The 21300-nt window shown below is 68.0% G+C and carries 21 protein-coding genes; 18 read left to right on the top strand and 3 right to left on the bottom strand.

Annotated features, from left to right (window positions below; translation table 11 throughout):
• Window positions 1-12 precede the first annotated feature (12 nt).
• A complete protein-coding gene (locus WG902_RS05395; protein ID WP_340058915.1) occupies window positions 13-702 on the bottom strand; it encodes a phosphonate utilization associated transcriptional regulator in 690 nt (229 codons plus the stop codon).
• A gap of 182 nt (window positions 703-884) precedes the next feature.
• Here WG902_RS05395 and WG902_RS05400 point away from each other — a divergent pair, with 182 nt between their 5' ends.
• From WG902_RS05400 to WG902_RS05485, 18 genes are all read left to right on the top strand, one after another.
• Window positions 885-1934 (top strand): putative 2-aminoethylphosphonate ABC transporter substrate-binding protein, encoded by a 1050-nt coding sequence (locus WG902_RS05400; protein ID WP_340058916.1) that lies wholly within the window; start codon window positions 885-887, stop codon window positions 1932-1934.
• A 26-nt stretch (window positions 1935-1960) separates the two neighbouring features.
• Window positions 1961-3013 (top strand): putative 2-aminoethylphosphonate ABC transporter ATP-binding protein, encoded by a 1053-nt coding sequence (locus WG902_RS05405; RefSeq protein WP_340058917.1) that lies wholly within the window; start codon window positions 1961-1963, stop codon window positions 3011-3013.
• Entirely contained in the window at window positions 3013-4728 is a 1716-nt protein-coding gene (locus WG902_RS05410) for a putative 2-aminoethylphosphonate ABC transporter permease subunit (RefSeq protein WP_340058919.1), read from the top strand. Before WG902_RS05405 ends, WG902_RS05410 begins: the two co-directional genes overlap by 1 nt.
• A gap of 10 nt (window positions 4729-4738) precedes the next feature.
• Window positions 4739-5857, top strand: a complete 1119-nt coding sequence (locus tag WG902_RS05415; RefSeq protein ID WP_340058920.1) for a 2-aminoethylphosphonate--pyruvate transaminase — start codon at window positions 4739-4741, stop codon at window positions 5855-5857.
• 21 nt (window positions 5858-5878) lie between these two features.
• Window positions 5879-7237, top strand: coding sequence for a glutamine synthetase family protein (locus WG902_RS05420; RefSeq protein WP_340058922.1), 1359 nt, complete (start codon window positions 5879-5881; stop codon window positions 7235-7237).
• Between the two features lie 19 nt (window positions 7238-7256).
• Window positions 7257-7745 (top strand): GNAT family N-acetyltransferase, encoded by a 489-nt coding sequence (locus WG902_RS05425; protein ID WP_340058924.1) that lies wholly within the window; start codon window positions 7257-7259, stop codon window positions 7743-7745.
• Window positions 7742-8875 (top strand): iron-containing alcohol dehydrogenase, encoded by a 1134-nt coding sequence (locus tag WG902_RS05430; protein WP_340058926.1) that lies wholly within the window; start codon window positions 7742-7744, stop codon window positions 8873-8875. The genes WG902_RS05425 and WG902_RS05430 overlap by 4 nt, the downstream gene beginning before the upstream one ends.
• Before the next feature lie 149 nt (window positions 8876-9024).
• Window positions 9025-9798 carry a gamma-glutamyl-gamma-aminobutyrate hydrolase family protein gene (locus WG902_RS05435; protein ID WP_340058928.1) on the top strand — a complete coding sequence of 258 codons (774 nt, stop codon included), beginning with the start codon at window positions 9025-9027 and terminating at the stop codon, window positions 9796-9798.
• On the top strand, window positions 9795-11171 hold the full coding sequence (locus WG902_RS05440; RefSeq protein ID WP_340058929.1) for an aldehyde dehydrogenase family protein: 1377 nt from the start codon (window positions 9795-9797) through the stop codon (window positions 11169-11171). Before WG902_RS05435 ends, WG902_RS05440 begins: the two co-directional genes overlap by 4 nt.
• A complete protein-coding gene (locus tag WG902_RS05445; RefSeq protein ID WP_340058930.1) occupies window positions 11147-11821 on the top strand; it encodes an HAD family hydrolase in 675 nt (224 codons plus the stop codon). The genes WG902_RS05440 and WG902_RS05445 overlap by 25 nt, the downstream gene beginning before the upstream one ends.
• 69 nt (window positions 11822-11890) lie before the next feature.
• Window positions 11891-13042 carry a flavin-containing monooxygenase gene (locus tag WG902_RS05450; protein ID WP_340058931.1) on the top strand — a complete coding sequence of 384 codons (1152 nt, stop codon included), beginning with the start codon at window positions 11891-11893 and terminating at the stop codon, window positions 13040-13042.
• 26 nt (window positions 13043-13068) lie between these two features.
• Window positions 13069-15459 carry a hybrid sensor histidine kinase/response regulator gene (locus WG902_RS05455; protein ID WP_340058932.1) on the top strand — a complete coding sequence of 797 codons (2391 nt, stop codon included), beginning with the start codon at window positions 13069-13071 and terminating at the stop codon, window positions 15457-15459.
• 154 nt (window positions 15460-15613) lie between these two features.
• The gene (locus WG902_RS05460) at window positions 15614-15862 is read left to right on the top strand and encodes a hypothetical protein (protein ID WP_340058933.1); all 249 of its coding nucleotides are present in this window, start codon (window positions 15614-15616) and stop codon (window positions 15860-15862) included.
• Between the two features lie 64 nt (window positions 15863-15926).
• Window positions 15927-16928 (top strand): Bug family tripartite tricarboxylate transporter substrate binding protein, encoded by a 1002-nt coding sequence (locus WG902_RS05465; RefSeq protein WP_340058935.1) that lies wholly within the window; start codon window positions 15927-15929, stop codon window positions 16926-16928.
• A gap of 22 nt (window positions 16929-16950) precedes the next feature.
• Window positions 16951-17574, top strand: coding sequence for a hypothetical protein (locus tag WG902_RS05470; protein WP_340058937.1), 624 nt, complete (start codon window positions 16951-16953; stop codon window positions 17572-17574).
• Window positions 17575-17666: 92 nt separating this feature from the next.
• Entirely contained in the window at window positions 17667-18602 is a 936-nt protein-coding gene (locus WG902_RS05475) for a cupredoxin family protein (protein WP_340058939.1), read from the top strand.
• An 18-nt stretch (window positions 18603-18620) separates the two neighbouring features.
• Entirely contained in the window at window positions 18621-19106 is a 486-nt protein-coding gene (locus WG902_RS05480) for a GFA family protein (RefSeq protein WP_340058941.1), read from the top strand.
• Window positions 19103-19600, top strand: coding sequence for a DUF4396 domain-containing protein (locus tag WG902_RS05485; protein WP_340058943.1), 498 nt, complete (start codon window positions 19103-19105; stop codon window positions 19598-19600). Before WG902_RS05480 ends, WG902_RS05485 begins: the two co-directional genes overlap by 4 nt.
• An 18-nt stretch (window positions 19601-19618) precedes the next feature.
• Here the strand turns inward: WG902_RS05485 and WG902_RS05490 are convergent, their stop codons facing one another.
• Window positions 19619-19834 (bottom strand): hypothetical protein, encoded by a 216-nt coding sequence (locus tag WG902_RS05490; RefSeq protein ID WP_340058944.1) that lies wholly within the window; start codon window positions 19832-19834, stop codon window positions 19619-19621.
• A 150-nt stretch (window positions 19835-19984) separates the two neighbouring features.
• Window positions 19985-21298, bottom strand: coding sequence for a PQQ-dependent sugar dehydrogenase (locus WG902_RS05495; protein ID WP_340058945.1), 1314 nt, complete (start codon window positions 21296-21298; stop codon window positions 19985-19987).
• Window positions 21299-21300: the final 2 nt, after the last annotated feature.

Raw genomic sequence — 21300 nt, forward strand, 5'->3', positions numbered from 1 at the left:
CCTCGATGCGGCCTAGGTGCGGGCCTGCCGGCGCAGGTCGTTGGCGATGGTGCGTTCCTTGCTGTCCATCACGTGCTGGAACATCGCGCGGCCGGCGGCCTCGGCGTCACCGGACGCGATGGCCTTGACGATCTGCCGGTGCTCGCCCGCCGAGATCGGCAGCAGCCAGCTGTCCGCCAGGTTCAGGCGGCGGAACAGCGAGAGCTCCTTGATCAGCTTGCGGTAGATGGCGGTGAGCTTGCGGTTGCCGGCCATCTCCACCAGCCGGTCGTGGAACTTCAGGTTCAGCAGGTGGTAGTCCCGCGCGTCCTGCGCCTTCACCGCCTTTTCCATCCCGTCCACCAGGGCGCGAATTTCCTTGAGCTGCGCGGGCGTGATGTGCTCGGCGAGCTGCCGCCCCACCAACTGGTCCATCACGGCACGCAGGTCGAAGATCTCCACCGCCTCGTCGATCGGGATGTCGCGCACGAACACGCCGCGATTCTTCTCGGTGCGCACCAGCCCGGCCTCTTCCAGCATGCGGAAGGCTTCCCGCACCGGGCCGCGCGACACGCCCATGCGCAGGGCGAGCGTGGCTTCGATCAGCTTGTCCCCCGGCGCGTACTCGCCCGCCAGGATGGCGCGCTCGATCTCCTGCTGCACCACGTTGGCCAGCGAACTGCTCTGGAGCAGTGCGATGGTGGGGTGCAGGACGGCCGTCATGGGCCGCATTGCACTCCACCCCAAATGGATTGTCAACAATCTGCAAAAAACAATTGACAAGCTCTGCTCGTGCGTCTCCAATGATTTGCACACGCGGCGATGCAGGAGGGGACGGCAGTACCCATCGCGCGGTCCGGATCGATTTGGCAGCACACCCATGTCTTGATCACCAGGAGTTCTCAATGCTTGCATCGCTACGTTCGCCCCGCCTGCTGGCCTCGGCCGCCTTCGCGGGCCTGGCCCTGTTCTCGGGCTTCGCCTTCGCGCAGAAGACGCAGTTGCTGGTCTACACCGCGCTGGAGACCGACCAGCTGAAGGCGTACCAGGAGGCTTTCAACCGGGTCCAGCCCGACATCGAGATCAAGTGGGTGCGGGACTCCACGGGCGTCATCATCGCCAAGCTGCTCGCCGAGAAATCGAATCCACAAGCCGACGTGATCTGGGGCGTGGCCGCGTCCGGGCTGGCGCTGTTTGACCAGCAGGGCATGCTCGAGCCCTACGCGCCGATCAACCTCGATGCGATCATGAGCCAGTACCGCGACAAGAAGAAGGTGCCGGCCTGGTGGGGCATGGACGTCTATGGCGCGGTCGTCTGCTTCAACACCGTCGAGGCGCAGAAGCGCAACATTCCCAAGCCCGAGACCTGGAAGGACCTGCTCAAGCCGGTCTACAAGGGCCAGGTCGTGATGCCCAACCCCGCCTCCTCCGGCACCGGCTACTTCGACGTGGTGGCCTGGCTGCAGCTGTGGGGTGACGACAATGGGAAGGGCGGCGGCTGGAAGTACATGGACGGCCTGCACGACAACATCGCGCAGTACACGCACTCGGGCTCCAAGCCCTGCAACATGGCCGCCGCGGGCGAGTACGTCGCCGGCGTCTCCTTCGAATACCGCGGCCACAGCAACAAGGCGAAGGGCGCGCCCATCGACCTCGTGTTCCCGAAGGAAGGCCTGGGCTGGGACCTCGAGGCCTTCGCCATCCACAAGGGCACGAAGAAGATGGACGCGGCCCGCAAGCTGGCCGACTGGGCATCGAGCAAGGACGCGATGATGCTGTACGGCAAGAACTTCGCCATCACCGCGCAGCCGGGCGTCGCGCCCAAGCTGGCCAACATCCCCGCCGACTACGAGGCCCGCCTGATCAAGATGGACTTCAACTACTCGGCGTCCAACCGCGAGCGCATCCTGTCCGAATGGAACAAGCGCTACAACGCCAAGTCGGAGAAGAGGTAAGCCTTGCCGCCGGCGGCCGCGCGTCCATGAGCCAGGAGCCCTATCTCGCGCTGCGCGGCGTGCGCAAGGAGTTCGGCAGCTTCGTCGCGCTGCACGACATCCACCTGGACATCCACCAGGGAGAGTTCATCTGCTTCCTGGGCCCCTCGGGCTGCGGCAAGACCACCTTGCTGCGCGTGATCGCGGGCCTGGAAAGCCAGAGCCGCGGCGAGGTGCGGCAGTCGGGGCGCGACATCTCGCGCCTGCCGCCGGCCGAGCGCGACTACGGCATCGTGTTCCAGAGCTACGCGCTCTTCCCCAACCTGAGCGTGGCCGACAACGTCAGCTACGGCCTCGTCAACCGCAAGGTGCCGCGCGCCGAGGTCGCCGGGCGCGTCGCCGAGCTCGTCAAGCTGGTCGGCCTGCCTGGCAGCGAAAGCAAATACCCATCGCAGCTTTCCGGCGGCCAGCAGCAGCGCATCGCACTGGCCCGTGCGCTGGCCACCTCGCCCGGCCTGCTGCTGCTGGACGAGCCGCTCTCGGCGCTGGACGCGCTGGAGCGCGTGCGCCTGCGCCAGGAGATCCGCGCGCTGCAGCAGAAGCTGGGCGTGACCACCATCATGGTGACGCACGACCAGGAGGAGGCACTGTCGGTGGCCGACCGCATCGTGGTGATGAAGGACGGCGTCATCGAGCAGGTGGGCACGCCGATGGAAATCTACCGGGAGCCGAACTCGCCCTTCGTCGCCGACTTCGTGGGCAAGGTCAACGTGCTACCCGGCAAGGTGCGCGACGGCCGCCTCGAAGCCGCCGGGCTCGCATTCGCCGCCGGCGGCGAGGACCGCGACGTGCGGATCTACCTGCGGCCCGAGGACGTGCTGGCCCGGCCCATCGCCGAAGGCGACCCGCACGTGTTCGACGCCTGCATCGAACGCATCGACTTCCTGGGCTCCTATTGCCACGTCCACGTCCGCTCGCCGACCCTGGACCCGCACAAGCTGACGGTCTATCTGTCGCTGAACTACCTGGCCGAGCATTCGCTGCAGGAAGGCTCCAACCTGCGCCTGCGCCTGCTGCAGGAACGCGTGAAGGTGTTCTGATGGCCGCGGTGCTGCGACCGTCCCTGCCGGAAGTGCGCCTGAAGTCGCACTGGACCGACCGGCTCGCGCACGCGACGCTGGCAATCACCGTGGTGTTGCTGCTGGTGTTCCTGGCCGCGCCGCTCGTCTCCATCCTCGGCCAGGCGGTCGAGGACAGGCAAGGCGACTTCGTCGGCCTGCGCAACTTCATCGACTACGCGCAGACGCCGATGCTGCTGCAGAGCCTGGGCAACAGCCTGTGGGTGTCGGCGGTGGTCACGCTGGTCACGGTGCCGCTGGCCTTCGGCTTCGCCTACGCGCTCGCGCGCTCGTGCATGCCCTTCAAGGGGCTGTTCCGCGCCATCACGCTGATCCCGCTGCTGGCGCCGTCGCTGCTCTCGGCCATTTCGCTGATCTACTGGTTCGGCAACCAGGGCGTGCTGAAGTCCTGGCTGCAGGTGGTGGGCGTGGATCAGATCTACGGCGCACCAGGCATCATCATCGCCGAGTGCCTGGCCGTGTTCCCGCACGCGCTGATGATCCTGGTGACGGCGCTCACGCTGGCCGACGCGCGGCTGTACGAAGCCGCCGACGCCATGGGCACCAGCGCGCGGCGCAAGTTCTTCACCATCACGCTGCCGGGCGCCAAGTACGGGCTCATCTCGGCGGCGCTGGTCACCTTCACGCTGGTGGTCACCGACTTCGGCATTCCCAAGGTGATCGGCGGCAGCTTCAACGTGCTGGCCACCGACGTCTTCAAGCTGGTGATCGGCCAGCAGGATTTCGCCAAGGGCGCGGTCGTGGGCATCCTGCTGCTGGCCCCGGCCGTCCTCACGTTCGCCGTCGACCACTTCGTGCAGCGCAGGCAGACCGCGATGCTCTCGGCCCGCGCGGTGCCCTATGCACCGCGGCCCGCGCGCCGCTTCGACGCGGTGATGACGGCCTATTGCTGCTTCATCGCCTTCCTGATGCTGGCCATGCTGGGCATGGCCATCTTCGCGTCCTTTGCCAACTTCTGGCCCTACGACCTCAAGCCCAGCCTGAAGCACTACGTCTACGGCCTGGTCGACAACGAGGTGGGGACGGGCTTCGTCAACAGCATCCGGATGGCGGCCGGCACGGCCTTCTTCGGCACCGCATTGGTGTTCGTCACGGCCTACATGCTGGAGAAGACGCGCGGCATGGACCCCCTGCGCAGCGCGGCACGCCTGCTGGCGATGCTGCCGATGGCGGTGCCCGGCCTGGTGCTGGGCCTGGGCTACATCTTCTTCTTCAACGCCCGCGAGAACCCGCTCAACGGCCTGTACCACACCCTCACGCTGATGATGCTGTGCACCATCGTGCACTTCTACACCACCGGCCACCTGACGGCGGTGACCGCGCTGAAGGCGCTGGACGGCGAATTCGAGGCGGTCAGCGCCTCGCTCAAGGTGCCCTTCTACAAGACCTTCTGGCGCGTGACGCTGCCGATCTGCATGCCGGCGTTGGTGGACATCGCTCGCTATTTCTTCATCAACGCGATGACCACCATCTCCGCGGTGGTGTTCCTGTATTCGCCCGAGACCAAGCTCGCGTCCATCGCCATCCTGAACATGGACGAGGCCGGCGAGCTGAGCCCGGCCGCTGCCATGGCGGTGCTGATCGCGTGCATCTCCGGCACGGCCACGGTGCTGTTCATGCTGCTGGGACGCTGGGTCGACCGCCGCACACAAGCCTGGCGAACGCTGTCAAGATAGGAGACGCACGATGGACCGAGACCGCATCCTCCTCACCCCGGGCCCGCTGACCACGACGCTGCGGACCAAGCTGGCCATGCTGCGGGACTGGGGCTCGTGGGACGCCGACTTCAATGCGGTGACGGCGCGCGTACGGAAGAGCTTGCTGAAGATCGTCCACGGCGAGGACTCGCACGTCGTCGTGCCCCTGCAAGGCAGCGGCACCTTCAGCGTGGAGGCGGCCGTCGCCACCGTGGTGCCACGGGACGGAAAGATCCTGGTCCTGGACAACGGCGCGTACTGCAAGCGCGCCGCGCGCCTGGCCACCCTGATGGGCCGCGACTGCGCGGTCCTGCCGTTCGATGACTCCGCGGCGGTCGATCCCAAGGCAGTCGATGCGAAGCTGGCATCGGACCCGGCCATCACGCACGTCATCCTCATCCATTGCGAGACCGGCGCCGGCGTCCAGAATCCGCTGGCGGAAGTGGCGGAGGTCTGCGCGCGCCGCGGCAAGGGCCTGATCGTCGATGCCATGAGCTCGTTCGGCGCGCTGCCCATCGACGCGCGCGAGATCCGCTTCGACGCGCTGGTCGCCGCCAGCGGCAAGTGCCTGGAAGGCGTGCCCGGCATGGGATTCGTCTTCGTGCGCAAGGCCGTCCTGGAGGGCTGCGCCGGCAACAGCCAGTCGCTGGCGATGGACCTGCACGACCAGCACGTCTACATGGAGAAGACCGGCCAGTGGCGCTTCACGCCGCCGACCCATGTGGTGGTGGCGCTGGCCGAGGCCATCGCGCAGTTCGAGGAAGAGGGCGGCCAGCCGGCGCGCCTGGCGCGCTACACCGACAACTACCGCACGCTGATCGACGGCATGTCGCGCCTGGGCTTCATGCCGTTCCTCGACCCGGCGGTGCAAGCCCCGATCATCGTCACCTTCCATGCGCCGGGCGATTCGCGCTACGACTTCAAGACCTTCTACGCGTTCGCCCGCGCGCACGGCTTCGTCCTCTATCCCGGCAAGCTCACGCAGGTGGACACCTTTCGCGTCGGCTGCATCGGCGCCATCGGCCGCCACGAGATGGAGCAGGCCGTGCACGCGGTGGAACTCGCGCTGCAGGACATGGGCATCTCCTCCGGGGCGCCCGCGATCTAGGCATCCAAAACAGGGAGACCCATGGCCAGCCCCACCCCACCCGCCATCGACAAGCTGCGCAAGAGCGGCGCCACCAAGGTGAAGGTGGCCGTCAGCGACATCGACGGCATCCTGCGCGGCAAGTACCTGCACATCGACAAGTTCGAGGGCGCCGCCACCGGCGGCTTCGGCTTCTGCGACGTGGTGCTGGGCTGGGACATGCTGGACGTGACCTACGACAACACCAGCGTCACCGGGTGGCAGCACGGGTTTCCCGACGCGCTGGCGGCGGTGGACCTGGGTACGGCCCGCAACGTCCCGTGGGACAACAACGTGCCGTTCTTCCTGGGCGAGTTCGTCAACGAGGATCGCTCCCCGCACCCGCTGTGTCCGCGCCAGACGCTCAAGCGCGTGCTGGCGCGCGCCGAGAAGCTGGGTTTCCAGGTGATGACGGGCATGGAGTTCGAGTGGTTCAACTTCCGCGAAACGCCGCAGACCTGGGCCGCCAAGAACGGCGCGCCGCCGGAGCCGATCACCCCGGGCATGTTCGGCTACTCGCTGCTGCGCATGGCGGACAACCCGGGTTTCTTCAATGCGCTGATGGACGAGATGCTTGCCTTCAATGTGCCGATCGAAGGGTTGCACACGGAGACCGGGCCCGGCGTGTATGAAGCGGCGATCGCTTTCTCGCCGGCGCTGGAGCAGGCCGACCGCGCGATCCTGTTCAAGACCGGCGCGCGCGAGATCGGCAAGCGTTTCGGCATCATGCCGACCTTCATGGCCAAGTGGAGCCAGAAGTACCCGGGCTGCAGCGGGCACATCCACCAGAGCCTGTCCGACGGCAAGACCAACCTGTTCCACGACGCGAACACGCAGCGCAAGATGAGCCCGCTGTTCGAGAGCTACCTGGCCGGCCAGGTGGCCTGCATGATGGACTTCGGCCCGATGATCTGGCCCACCATCAACAGCTACAAGCGGCTGGTCGACGGCTTCTGGGCGCCGGTCAAGCCGACCTGGGGCATGGACAACCGCACGGCGAGTTTCCGGGTGCTGGCGGGTTCGCCCAAGGCCACGCGGCTGGAGACGCGCTGCCCCGGGTCCGACGTGAATCCGTATCTCGCCATGGCCGCCGTAATCGCCGCCGGCATGCACGGCGTGGAGAAAGGCCTGAAGCTCACGGCTCCGCCCATCACCGGCACCAACCAGGGCAGCGAGAACATTCCGCGCGCGCCGCGCACGCTGATCGAGACCACGCAGGCGTTCCTGAAGTCCGAGGTGGCCCGCGACTGGCTCGGCGACACCTTCGTCGACCACTACGCCGCCACGCGCGACTGGGAATGGCGCCAGTGGCAGGACGGCGTGACCGACTGGGAATTGAAGCGCTACTTCGAGATCATCTGACTGCCCCATGCTCATTCGCATGCTTGGTCCTGCAGACGCCACGCTGGTCCGCTCGCTGCGGCTGCGCGCGCTGCGCGATCATCCGGACGCCTTCACCTCCAGTTACGAGGAGGACCGCGAGCGGCCGGTGGAGGCGACGTCGCAGCGGCTGGCGGCTCATCCTTTCTGGGGCGCGTACCATCACGCCGAGCTCTGTGGCTTTGTCGGGCTGGAGCGCGAACCGCGTCCCAAGTGCCGGCACAAGGCCACGGTCATGGGAATGTACGTCGCGCCGGAAGCCGGCGGCCAGGGCGTCGGCCGAAAACTCCTGCAGGCCTTGATCGCCCATGCGCGCCTGAACGGAGTGGAGTCGCTGGTGCTGACCGTGACGGACGGCAACGAGCGCGCGATGCGCCTGTACCAGTCGGCAGGCTTCCGCTCCTTCGGCGTCGAGCCGGATGCGATCCGCGTCGCCGGCCGCTCCTTCGGCAAGAACCACATGCAACTGAACCTCGCGTCCACACCATGAGCCTCTCCGGATTCTCCTTTCCCACCGCCATCCAGTTCGGGCCCGGCGCCCGCAAGGAAGTCGGCAAGCACCTGCTGGACCAGGGCCTGAAGCGGCCGCTGATCGTCACCGACAAGGCGCTCGGCGCGCTGCCGGTGCTCAAGGAATTCCAGTCGCACTTGCAAGGGCTGGACGTGGCCGTGTTTTCCGGCGTGTTCGGCAATCCGACCGCCAGCCAGGTGATGGCGGGCGGAGCCGCATACAAGGCGCACCGGGCCGACTGCGTGATCGGATTCGGCGGTGGCGCCGCGCTGGACGTTGCCAAGGTGGTGGGTATCGCTGCCACGCACGAGGGCGACATCATCGAATACGTGTGGGACCACCCGAACGTGCGTCCGATCACCAACGCATTGCCTTACTTCGTGGCGCTGCCGACCACGTCGGGCACCGGCTCGGAAGTCGGGCGGTCGTCCGTCGTGAGCGAGGACGACACGCACCTGAAGCGCGTGGTGTTCAGCGCCAGGATCCTGGCCAGGAAGGTGTTCGCCGATCCCGAGCTCACGCTGGGATTGCCGCCGCACGTGACGGCGGCCACCGGCATGGACGCCCTCACGCACAACATCGAGAGCTACCTCTCGCCCGCCTACCACCCGCTGTGCGACGGCATCGCGCTGGAGGGCGCGCGCATCGCGGCGCGTTCGCTGCTCAAGGCCGTGAAGGAGCCAAGTGACATCTCCGCGCGCAGCGACATGATGATGAGTTCGATGATGGGCGCCATCGCCTTCCAGAAGGACCTGGGCGCGGTGCACTCCTGCGCCCACGCGCTCGGCGCCGTGGCCGACCTGCACCACGGGCTGGCCAATGCGCTGATGATCGACGCGGTGCTGGAGTGGAACCACGAGATGGTGCCGGAGAAGTTCGACGAGCTCGCGCATGTCTGCAAGGTGGCGGGCGGCGGCAAGGCCTTCGTGCCGTGGCTGCGGCAGTTGAAGCGCAGCGTCGGCATCACCGGCACGTTGTCGTCGCACGGCGTCAAGCCCGAGCAGATCCCGAGGCTCGTCGACATCGCGGTGAAGGACATCTGCCACCAGACCAATCCGCGGCCGGTGACGGCGGGCGACTTCGAGCGCTTGTTCAAGGCGGCGATGTGATGAACAGCCAAACAACCGGACGCAGAAGTCGCAGAAGTTGCGCAGAAGTCGCAAAAGGACATCCAAAACCCTTCTTGGATTCTTTCTGCGTCTTCTGCGTAGTTTCTGCGTCTTCTGCGTCCGGTTGTTGGTTTTGACGGCTGCATGACATGAATCCTCTCAAGATCGGCATCAGCGCCTGCTTCTTCCACCCCGACGGGGAGCGCAAGGCTGCGCCGCAGAAAACCCTGCTCTGGATCGAGCAGTCCACCGCGCATTGGGTGATGTCGGAAGGCGCGCTGCCCGTGATGATCCCGTCGTTCGGCGGCGCCACGTACCGGCAAGGCGGCGTCGGCGTGAACGACTACGTCCAATGGCTCGATGGCATCGTGATGCACGGCGGCGCGGACGTCTGGCCCGGCAGTTACGGCGAGGAGCCATTGCGCCCCGAATGGCACGGCGACCGCGTGCGCGACGAATACGAGATGGCCCTGGTCAAAGCCTTCTCGGCTGCCGGCAAGCCGGTGTTCGGCATCTGCCGCGGCCTGCAGTTGATCAACGTGGCGCACGGCGGCACGCTCTACCAGGACATCACCACCCAGAAGCCGGGCGCTCGCGTGCACCGCGACGCGGAAGCGTACGACCTGAACTTCCATGAGGTCGACATCGTCCCGGGCAGCCGCCTGGCGAAGCTGCTGCCGCCCGGCCGGCACAAGATCAACAGCGTGCACCACCAGGGCATCAAGGACGTCGCGCCGGGCTTCCAGGTCGAGGCGGTGTCGCCCGAAGACGGCGTGGTCGAAGCCATCCGCCACACCGGCGGCCCCTGGGTCGCGGCCGTGCAATGGCACCCCGAGTTCCACCGCCCCGAGCTCGGCGTCGTCGACGACACGCCGCTGCTGCGCGACTTCCTGGAGGCCGCGCGTGCGGCCCGCAAGACATGAGCACTCTTCCCATCCACAACCCGGCGACGGGCGAACTGATCACCGAGCTGCCGGCCGACGACGCGTCGTCGGTGGCGCAGAAGGCGGCGGCCGCGCGCGCCGCCCAGGCGGCATGGGCCGCGCGCCCCCTGGCCGAACGCAAGGCCTGCATCGAAGGCTTCCGCGCCGGCGTGCTGCGGGAAACCGAGCGGCTGGCCGCCGTGATGACGCGCGAGACCGGCAAGCCGGTCCGGATGTCGCGCAACGAGCTCAACGGCCTGGTGCCGCGCATCGACTTCTTCCTGGCGGAAGTGGACCAGGCCATCGCAGCGCAGACGGTGTACGACGAAGGCGGCATGCGCGAGCAGATCCAGCACGAGCCGCTGGGCGTGGTGGCCAACATCTCGGCCTGGAACTATCCGTGGTTCGTCGGCTGCAACGTGATCCTGCCCGCACTGCTGACGGGCAACACGGTGCTGTACAAGCCGTCCGAATACGCGGCGATGACGGGCCTGGAGATCACGCGCCTGCTGCACGAGGCCGGCGTGCCGAAGGACGCGATGGCGTGCCTGGTCGGCGCCGGCGAGGTCGGCGCGGCGCTGCTGGCGCAGCAGGTCGACGGCGTCTTCTTCACCGGTTCGCACGCCACCGGCCAGCGCATCGCCCAGGCGGTGGGCCAGCGCTTCGTCAAGCTGCAACTGGAGCTGGGCGGCAAGGACCCCACCTATGTCTGCGACGATGCCGACCCGCAGGCCGCCGCCGAATCGCTGGCCGACGGCGCCATGTACAACACCGGCCAGAGCTGCTGCTCGGTCGAGCGCATCTACGTGCACGAGACAATCCACGATGCGTTCGTCGCGCATTTCGTCAAGACGGTGCGCGGCTACAAGATGGGCGACCCCGCCAGCGAGGACACCTACATCGGCGCCATCACGCGCGAGCCGCAACTCAAGGTGCTGGACCAGCAGGTGGCCGACGCCCAGCGCAAGGGGGCAACCCTGCTGCTCGGCGGCCGCAAGGGCAAGGCTCCGGGCAACTGGTACGAGCCGACCGTGATGACCGAGGTGGACCACGACATGGACATCATGCGCGAGGAAAGCTTCGGCCCCGTCATCGGCATCCAGAAGGTGGCGGGTGACGAGGAGGCGGTGCGCCTCATGAATGACACGCGCTACGGCCTGACGGCCGGCGTCTTCACGCGCGACGAACAGCGCGCGCGGAAGGTGCTGTCGCAGGTGCGCGCCGGCAGCGTCTACTGGAACTGCTGCGACCGCGTCAGCCCGCGCCTGCCGTGGAGCGGCGTCGGCGACTCCGGCGTGGGGCTGACCCTGTCCACCTACGGCATCCAGACCTTCACCCGGCCGAAAGCGTGGCACCTGCGCAAGCCCGCCTGACCCTGTTCGACCTGGACCACACGCTGCTGCACGGCGACAGCGACGTGCTGTGGTGCGAGTTCCTCATGGACGAGGGCGTGCTGGAGCGGCGCGATTTTGCGGCGCGCAATGTCGACATGGAGGCGCGCTACCGCAGCGGCACCGTGGGCGTCGAGGAGTTCGCGCGTTTCTATGTCGGGACGCTGACCGGCCGCACCGCCGCTGACTGGGAGCCGCTGCGCCGCCGCTTCCTGCGCGAGATCGTCGCGCCGCGCATACCGCGCGATGCGACGCGGCTGGTGGACGATCACCTGGAGGCGGGCGACCTGGTGGTGATGACGACGGCCACCAACCACTTCATCACGGAGCTGACCGCGCAGCACTTCGGGATTGCGCATCTTCTCGCGACCCTGCCCGAGCTGGCCGGCGGCAGGTTCACCGGGGGCGTCACGGGCACCTTGAACATGCGCGAAGGCAAGGTCACGCGGTTGCACGCGTGGCTGCAGCAGCGCGGTCAATCGCTCGCTGATTTCCACAGCACGGCCTACAGCGATTCGATCAATGACCTGCCGCTGCTGGAGGCCGTGCAGGCGCCGGTGGCCGTCGACCCCGATCCCCGGCTCGGCGGAATTGCGCGGGAGCGCGGGTGGAAGGTGCTGCATCTTTCGTAGACCGGTGGTGAGCGCGCAGCCGAACCCCGGTGGCGAAGGCCTTATGCTCGGCCAGGAGGAAAGTTCGTGATGTCCAGTCCGGATGGCGAGCCGCTGCAGGCCGAAGTTCTCGTGATCGGTGCCGGCCCGGGAGGCCTGGCGGTCGCCGCCAGCCTGGCGCAACGAGGCGTGCGTGCCGAAATCATCGAACGCGGCAAGGCGGTGGGCACCAGCTGGCGCAATCACTACCGGCGCTTGCGGCTGCACACGGTCAAGCAGCATTCGGCGCTGCCGCACCTGTCCTTTCCCGACGACTTCCCTCGCTATGTCGGACGGGAGCAGATGGTGGATTACCTCGAGCGCTATGCCGACCAGTTCCAGCTGCGGCCCTGGTTCGGCGAAGAAGCCGACTCCATCACCCGCGAACAAGGGCGCTGGTTCACCCGCTGCCGCAGCGGCCGCACATACCTGAGCCGCCATGTCGTCCTGGCCACCGGCGCCAACGGACGCGCCAACCATGCCACCTTCCCCGGGCAGGACGGTTACCTGGGCCGCATGCTCCACAGCGAGAACTACCGTGACGCACAACCCTACACCGGCAGCCGCGTGCTGGTGGTGGGCATGGGCAACACGGGCGCGGAGATTGCGCTCGATCTTGCGCACAACGGCGCCAGCGCCACCATTTCCGTGCGCTCGCCGCTGAACATCGTGCGTCGCGACGTGCTGGGCCGGCCGGTGCAGGTGACTTCCATCCTGCTGTCGAAGCTGCCGGACCAGCTGGCGGACGGCATCGCACTGGCTTTCCGCAAACTGACGGTCGGTGACCTCCGGCCCTACGGCATCGAAACGCCGGCGATCTCGCCGTTGCGCCAGTTGCGCGAGCAGGGGCGAACGCCCGTCATCGACATCGGCACCGTCGACATGATCCGCCGCGGCGACATCGCGGTACGCCCGGGCATCGCCGGCTTCACGTCGGATGGCGTGCGCTTCACCGACGGGCGCGACGAGCCGTTCGATGCCGTGATCCTCGCCACCGGCTACCACGCCGACCTCGCGCGGCTGTTCCCGCAGGCGGCGGTGCCGGTGCGGGACAAGGGCCTGCCCGCCGACGTCGTCGGCAAAGGCGACCTCGACGGCGTGTACTTCGTGGGCTACGACATCCGCCAGCCGGGCGGGGTGCTGCGGACCATCGCCCAGCAAGCGGTCAAGGTGGCGGACCATATAGCCCCGACTGGTGACTGAGCGGCTGGGGACAGCTACATTTCTCCATGGCCGCCCGCGACGCATCCTTTCTTCCCTTCCTGCAGGAGGGCGGGGCCATGGGCGCGCTCATCCAGGCGTTCGACTGGTCCGCCACGTCCCTCGGTGCGCCCGCGGGCTGGCCGCAATCGCTCAAGACGGCGGTCAGCCTGATCCTGCGCGCGCAACAGCCGATGTTCATCGGCTGGGGTCCCGACTTCATCTCGCTCTACAACGATGGCTACATCAGCATCCTGGGCGACAAGCATCCGCGGGCGCTGGGGCAGCCGATGTCGGCGGTGTGGAAGGAGATCTGGCACGAGCTGGGGGCGCTGAACGAAGCCGTGATGCGCGGCGAATCCCTGTCCTTCGAGAACCGGCCCTTCAACCTGGCCGGCCGCGAGGTGACGGCTCCCAGCTATTTCAACTTCACGTACACGCCCCTGCTCGACGACGAAGGGCGTGTCGCCGGCATCTTCTGCGCCGCCAACGAAACCACCAGCACGGTGCGCCTGGCGCAGGAGGCCAACGCGGCGCGCGCGGCCCAGCAGGCCCTGCGGCTGAGCGAAGAGCGGTTGCGGCTGGCCACCGACGCCGCGGAGATCGCCTTCTGGGACCTGAACCTTGTCGACAACACGCTGGTGTGGCCGCCGCGCCTGCGCGCGATGTTCGGCATCCTCGGCGACGGGCCGCTGACGCTGGATGATTTCACCCAAGGCCTCCATCCCGAAGACCGCCACCGCGTCGGCGCACTCCTTGCCGCTGCCTGCGACCCGCAGCGCCGGTCGCTCTACCAGGCCGAGTACCGGACGGTCGGCCGGGACGACGGCCTCGTCCGCTGGGTGGCCGCGCGGGGACGCGGCATGTTCGACGAGGCCGGACGCTGCGTGCGCGCCCTGGGAACCGCCATCGACATCACGGCGCGCAAGGCCACGGCGCACGCGATGGCGGTCGCCCTGGAAGCCAGCCGCACGGGCACCTTCCACTGGGACATCCAGGAGAACACGCTTTGGTGGGATGCCGCACTCGACCGGCTGTTCGGCCTGGCTCCGGGGGACGCGGTGCAGAGCCTCGATCAGTTCATCGCGCTGGTGCATCCGGACGACCGCGCGGAGGTGATCCGGCGCTGCGAACGCTGCCGCGATTTCGCCGACGACTTCGAGATGGAGTTCCGGGTGGTGCACCCGGACGGTTCGGAGCATTGGCTCTATGACCGCGGCCGCACCTTCCTGGACGGGGCGGGCCGCGCCCAGACGATGACCGGCGCCTGCGTCGACATCACGGACCTGTGGCAGGCGCGCGAGGCGGTGCGGCGCTCGGACCGCCAGAAAGACGATTTCCTGGCGACGCTGGCCCACGAGTTGCGCAATCCGCTCGCGCCGCTGCGCACCGGCCTGCACCTGCTGCAGCGCGGCGGCGTCGACGGCGGCAGGATGGCGCAGGTGCACGGCATCATGCAGCGCCAGCTGGACCACATGGTGCGCCTGGTCGACGACCTGCTGGACATCGCGCGCATCAGCCAGGGCAAGATTTCCCTTCGCAAGGAAATCGTGCCCCTGCGCAGCGTGCTGGAGCAGGCCATGGACCTCTGCCGGCCGCTGATGGACGCGCAGGGGCATTCGCTCGCGTGGGAGGGCGCGGACCCGGGGCTGCACGTCCTGGGCGATGCAACCCGACTGGTGCAGGTGGTGGGCAACCTGCTGAACAACGCGGCGAAATACACGCAGCCGGCCGGACGCGTGACGCTGCGTGCGAGCGCGGAAGGCGAGATGTTGCGCATCGAAGTCGAGGACACGGGCATCGGCATTCCCGCGGCGATGCTGGAGCGCGTGTTCGATCGCTTCGCGCAAGTGGAGCAGCATCTCGACCGGGCGCAGGGCGGATTGGGCATCGGCTTGAGCGTCGTCAAGGGCCTGGTGGAGATGCATGGCGGCCGTGTCGCCGCCGAGAGCCCCGGCCAGGGCGCGGGGAGTCGCTTCCTCATCTGGCTGCCCCGTGCCCATGCGGAGGATTCGATCGCCGGCGGCGCCGACGGTGCAGCGCGCGTCGAGGCCTCGCGGCGCAAGGTGCTGGTGGTCGACGACAACCGGGACGCGGCCGAGACGCTTGCCATGGTGCTGGAGATGGGCGGGCACGAGGTGCTGCTCGCCCACGACGGCGGCGCGGCGCTGGAGATCGCCACCCGGCACCAGCCGTCGGTGGTTTTCCTGGACATCGGCATGCCCGGCATGAACGGCTACGAGACAGCGGCCAGGCTGCGCGGGCTGCCCGGCGGCGGCGTGCGCACGCTGGTGGCGCTGACAGGCTGGGGCAGCGAAGGCGACCGTGCCAGGAGCCTCGCCGCCGGATTTGACGTGCACCTGACCAAGCCGGTGGACATCGCCGCGGTGGAAAGCATGCTGGCGTCGCTGTCCGGATGAGCAACGGTCTCGCGGGCTGACCGTCCGCTCTGGGCATCGTCCGACGCCGCGCGGTGACCGGTTGCGTCACCATCGGGCGACAGGACCGAGGCCTCCCTCCGCGACACCGTTTCAGCCCTCTCCTGCCTCGACCCCCCAAAGCAAAGGAAATGCCATGAAGGAAACCTCTTCCGACCCGCATCCGCTGAGCGACCTGGCCTACGACTGGATCACGCTCATGCAGAACAAGGCGCAGGCCCTGCTGGCCTACGACCAGTACATCAAGGACGCCGAAGCCGCGAATTCGCCGGAGTGCGCGGCCTTCTTCCGCAAGGTGCACGACTCGGACAAGGCGCAGCTTGCGGAAGCGAAGCAACACCTGGTGGCCGTGCTCCAGGGAAAGATGGGCGGCGGTTCCAGATAGGGCCTCGCGTGGCGAGCTGAACCGTGCAAAATCGCGGTTTCAACTCGCCAACGCAAAGGCCCTCGTGAGCAAGCCCTCCCCCTCTTCCCGGTCGTTCCCGCAACGCCGCCGCGCGCTGGCCATCGGCCTGGCAGGCGTGCTGTCGCTCGCCGGCGCTGCGGTCCACGCCCAGGCGGACTATCCGGTCAAGCCGATCAAGCTGGTCATCCCCTTCCCGGCAGGCGGCAGCTCCGACGGCATCGGCCGGCAGGTCGCCGACAAGCTCTCGGGCGTGCTCAAGCAGACCGTGGTGGTGGACAACAAGGGCGGCGCCGGCGGCATCATCGGCGCCGACTTCGTAGCCAAGTCGCCGGCCGACGGCTACACGCTGGTGCTGGTCGACGTGTTCCACACCAGCACGCCGATCTACACGCGCAAGATGCCGTACGACGCGGTCAAGGACTTCACGCCGGTTTCCCTGGTCGGACGGTCGCCCGCATTCCTGGTCGCGAACCCCGGCTTCGAGCCGAAGACCGCCGCCGAAGCACTGGCGTTTGCCAAGGCGCAGCCCGGCAAGATGACCATGGCGATTGCGGGCACCGGCAGCGTGGTGGTCGACCTGTTCCGGGCGCGCACCGGCCTGCAATTCGTGAGCGTGCCGTATCGCGGCTCCTCGCCGGCGATGGTGGACCTCATGGGCGGGCAGGTGAACGTGATGATCACCACCATGGCCAGCGCGGGATCGCACGTGAAGGCCGGCAAGCTGCGCGCATTGGCGGTGACCGGCGACAAGCGCAACGCGGACTTCCCCGACGTGCCCACGTTTGCCGAAGCGGGCGTGGCGGGCATGGACTACGAGCAATGGTTCGGCCTCATGGGGCCGGCCAACCTGCCGCAGCCGGTGGTGGACAAGCTCGCCGCGGCGATGGCGCAGGTGCTGGCGATGCCCGACGTGCGCGAGCGCCTGGCCGGCATGGCGATGCAGGTGGCTGCGCCCGGCCCGGCCGAGATGAAGCGCAAGGTGGAGACCGATGCCGCGCAATGGGTGCGCCTCGCGCGCGAGCTGGATATCAAGCCGCTGGACTGATCCGCGGCCACCGGCACCCATCATGAACAAGTTGGCCGTCGCAGCCACAGCGGTGATCGTGGTCGCGGCTGTCGCCACGTGGCAGCGGTTCGGCACCAGCCCACGCGAGGAGCGCGTCGAGCTTCTCGACCCCACGAAAGTGGAGATGATCCGCACGCCGGGCGGCCTGCTGGAGGTCAGCGCCATGGAGAAGGTCGAGGAATTCGGCTGGCGCACATCGTGGGATTGCCCGCTCGTGGACTGCAGCGGGCTGCCGAAGACGGTGTCGAAGGTTCGCGTCAAGGCGCACTACGGCTACCAGATCCCCCTGGCGGCGGAATGGCGCCTGGAGCCGCAGGGCGACCACTACCGGTTGACGGTTCCGGCACTGCAACTGCGCCAGCCGGTGGCTTTCGATACCGCGACGCTGGCGATCGAGACCGACAACGGCGTGTTCTCGCCGGCCGCAGCGCCGCACCGCGAGAACGCGATTCGCCACATCGGCGCGGAACTGGCGCAGCGTGGGACCAGCGCTGCCTACCTGGACGCGCAGCAGCGGACTGCCGAGAAAACGGTGCGCGAATTCGCGCAGAAATGGATGATGGAACAGGGACGCAAGCCGACCCGGCCCATCACCGTGCTCTTCACGGGACCGAATCCGCTCTGAGCAAGCCAGGAAAAACTTCTTGACCTTGCCACGGTGGCAAGGTTCAGGATGGCCTCATCGCCTGGGTCGGGTCCAGGCAGAACGGGAGCCCCATGTCAGCGACTTTCCGGCAGCAGCACGTTGCGATGCTGCTCACTTATTCCGGCATCAGCTTCGTCTCGGGAGCGGTCAATCACGGATTCTTCAGCGGCGAACGGTCCCTGTGGACTGCGGCGGGCGGCATCCTGCTGTTCGTGCTCGGCTCCTGGCTCGACCATCGCAACAAGGAGGAGCCACGTGAAACGATCGTGCGCACCCTCTTCTGGGGCTCGCTGCTTTCGATCGGACTCGGGTTTTTCACCGGTGGGCTGCAGCACTTCCCGGATTCGCCGGACCGAAGCGCCTGGGTGGTTCCGCTGGGTTTCGCCATCTCCGCTGTCGCCTTGCTGATCCACGTCCCATACCGGCGCTCCGGCAACTCCAACACCATCGCGTATGTGGCCATCGTCGGACTGACGGTGACGGCGGCAAGCCTGGGCGCGTGGCAATGGCTCGAGCGCCATCCGCCCGGGGTGGCGCACAGGGATGCACAACCTTCTTCCATCGTTGCCACGGGCCTGCTGGCGCAGGTCGTGACCCGCACGGTGGAGGTGCGGATGCTCGACACGATGCGCTTCGAACCTGGCCTGGTCCAGGTCCGCGCCGGCGAGACGGTCCGGTTCGTGGCTCGCAACGCAGGCGCGCTGGAACATGAGCTCGTCATCGGATCGGCGTCCGAAATCAAGGAACACGCTGCGCTGATGCGCGGCGGCGCCGCACACAGCCATCCGGGAGGAGCCGCGATCAAGGTCGCCCCGGGTAACACGGGAGAGTTGGTCGTGACGTTCACGGAACCCGCCGCGCTGACCATGGCCTGCCTGCTGCCCGGCCACCTGGAGGCGGGCATGAGCGGCAGCGTGCAAGTTGCCGCGGCGGCCCAGGCCGCAGGACAGGAAGCGGTCCCCGGTGCGGCGACGAAGCGCCACGACCACGGCACGCACAAGCATTAGGCCAACGAGGACGACGCGATGCACCTGGAAGGCTCATGCCACTGCAGGAAGGTGAGGTTCACGGTGGACGCGGCCGAGCCCGTTCCCTTCATGCGCTGCTACTGTTCGATCTGCCGCAAGACGGCGGGAGGCGGCGGCTACGCCATCAACCTGGGCGCCGACACGCACAGCATGAAGGTGACGGGCAAGCGCTACCTGGGCATCTACCGCGCGCGCATCCAGCATGACGGTGGCTCGGACGCGCACGCCAGCGAGGCCCGGCGCTACTTCTGTACCCGGTGTGGCAGCGCGCTATGGGTGTGGGACCCGCGCTGGCCGGAACTCGTGCACCCGCATGCCAGCGCGATCGACACGCCGTTGCCGCAGCCGCCCGGGAACGTGCACATCATGCTGGGCTCGAAGGCGCCGTGGGTGGGCGTGGAGGGCCATGTGAGCGATCCGCGCTTCGATGAATATCCCGACATGTCGCTGAAGGAGTGGCACGAGGCGAAGGGGCTGCGATGAATCCCGATGACCCGCATTCCGGACACGATCACGCGCGGCCGCGCAGCAAACCGCAGAGCCTGGGCGCGGTCGCGTTCCGAGCTACCGTCCACTGCCTGTCCGGCTGTGCAGTGGGCGAGGTGCTGGGCATGGTGATCGGCACCGCGATGGGCCTGTCGAACGCAGCGACCATCGCGCTGGCGGTGGCGCTCTCGTTCCTGTTTGGCTATGCCTTCACGATCGTCCCCTTGCTGCGCACGGGCATGCCGCTGCGCAATGCCGCGCGGCTTGCGTTCGGAGCCGACACGATCTCCATCACCATCATGGAAGTGGTCGACAACGGTGTGATGTTCGTGTGGCCCGGCGCCATGGAGGCGGACTTGGGACATGCGACGTTCTGGATCGCGCTCGCAGCGTCGCTGGTGATCGCCGGGGTCGTCGCCTATCCGGCCAACCGCTGGCTCATCTCGCGCGGGCGCGGTCATGCGCTGGCGCACGGCCACCACGCGCACTGAGGCGCAGGACCCGCGCCTTCAATGCAGCACGGGCGGCTCGCCGAGTTGCTCGCGCAACTGTCGAGCGCTTTCCTGCAGCCGGCTGATCTCCGCCATGGCCGCTTCGACCCGCTCTGACGAAGCGCCGGCCTGCTGGAGGTCGAAAGCGCACTCGAACGCCTGTTCCGCTTTCCTGCTGATCGCGGTGAGCTGCGAGCGAAGGTGGCCGACGTGGACGAAGGATTCGGTGGTCATCGAAGTCTCCCGGGCGGAATGCGCCGATGCACGCAGTGTCGGCGCGGCTCGATCGAGGCGTCTGTAGGCCAGCAGGAAGCGGTGCCGTGATCCGCCGCCGGGCTACCGTGTCGCCGGAAAGCGGCGGAACTGGCGCCGTCCACCGGCTCCTCAGCCGACGCGCCAGATGACGTCGCCCACGTCATCTGCCACCAGCAGCGACTTCCCATCCGGCCCGATCGCCACGCCCACGGGTCGCCCGTAGGATTCGCTTTCGTCCGGAGCCAGGAAGCCGGTCAGGATGTCGCGTGGCGCTTGTCCGGTCGGGCGGCCATTGGCGAAGGGCACGAACACGACCGCGTAGCCGCTGAGGATGCTGCGGTTCCAGGACCCGTGCTGGCCGATGACCATCCCGTCCTCGTCGAAGCCGGGCAGCGTGCCGCGCGGCATCCAGCACAGGCCCAGCGAGGCGGTATGCCCGCCCAACGCGTAGTCCGGCGTGATCGCCGTCGCCACCCGCGCCGCGTCCTGCGGCTGCACGCGGTCGTCGACCGTGCGGCCCCAGTAGCAATACGGCCAGCCGTAGAAGCCACCCTCGCGCACGGAGGTCAGGTAGTCGGGCGGCGTTTCGTCCCCCAGGCCGTCCCGTTCGTTCACCACCGTCCACAGCGCGCCGGTCTCCGGATGCCACGCCATGCCCACGGGATTGCGCAGGCCGTCGGCAAAGACGCGCTGGCCGCCGCTCGCCAAGTCCAGTTCCACGATGCAGGCGCGTCCCTCCTCGACCTGCAAGCCGAGCTCGCCCATGTTGGTGAGCGAACCCACGCCGACATACAGCCGGCGTCCGTCGGGACTGGGCAGCAGGCTGCGCGTCCAGTGCCCGCCGGGTTTGAACCGTGCGACCGGGCGGCCGGGTGCGTCGATGCGCGTCACGCCCGGCGTGTAGGGAAACGCGACCACGCCATCCGTGTTGCCGACGTAGAACGTTCCGTCGACCAGCGCCATGCCGAACGGCTGGCGCAGGCCTTGCAGCAGCGTGTCGCGTGTCTCCGCGACGCCATCGCCGTCCGCGTCGCGCAGCAGCGTGATGCGATTCGGGCTCTCGCCGATGGCGGCCGCGCGCTGCAGGGTCGCGACCATCGCGTGGTCGAACACGTTCTTCGGCGTGCGCAGCGCCTGCATGGCCTCCGCCACGGCGACGTCGCCATTCGGCAGCACCTGGATCCAGCGCGGATGCTTCAGGTCCGCGGCGAAGGCGTTGACCGTGAGGCCTGCGGCGGCGGTGGGCGTCTGCCCTGTGGCCCAGCCGCGCGCCGTCGGCATCTTCAGGGTCGGCACGGCACCTTGCGGCCGGCCCGGGGGGATGTGGGGAGCGCCGCCCAAGGCGGGCGTCGGCATGGGTCCCTGGGTCCAGCGCCGCCACACCAGCGCCGCTCCGCCCGCCAGCGCCACGCCGCGAGCCAGCAGGCTTGTTCGTCCACTCATTG

The sequence above is a fragment of the Ramlibacter sp. PS3R-8 genome (assembly GCF_037572435.1).
Taxonomy (GTDB): Bacteria; Pseudomonadota; Gammaproteobacteria; order Burkholderiales; family Burkholderiaceae_C; genus Ramlibacter.